This window comes from Ochrobactrum sp. SFR4, from assembly GCF_019730395.1.
Classification (GTDB): Bacteria; Pseudomonadota; Alphaproteobacteria; order Rhizobiales; family Rhizobiaceae; genus Pseudochrobactrum.
On sequence record NZ_JAAPBB010000549.1, the window covers coordinates 1 to 311 of the forward strand.

Annotated in this window: 1 pseudogene; it reads right to left on the reverse strand. The window is 55.0% G+C overall.

The features are described from left to right. Positions 1 to 39: 39 nt before the first annotated feature. A pseudogene (locus HBA93_RS20195) lies at positions 40 to 311 on the reverse strand (C45 family autoproteolytic acyltransferase/hydrolase); the annotation flags it as partial.

A 311-nucleotide genomic window follows, 5' to 3' on the forward strand; every position in this document is an offset into this window, starting at 1 on the left:
GCCATGACTATTCTTGTCAGTGCAAATCGAAGCATGGCCTTAGCCTTTTATCGATACAGCCTGCGCAGGTTTTCCGGCATCCGCAGGTACCGGCGTGTCATTGCGCAGCGTATAGCTGGTGAAGGTACGGTTGAGCGCCGGCAAAGGGGCAATTTCCATGAAATTCAATGCGGCTTCCATGATAACCATGGCAACGGTTGCGGTGAGGTTGCTGGTGTCGCTCGGGCGCGGCGGACGGCAAACAGCAAATGGCGTGAGGAAATCATCAAACAGGGCAGTTTTCAGCGCCTGACGATCGAGCTTCTCACCCT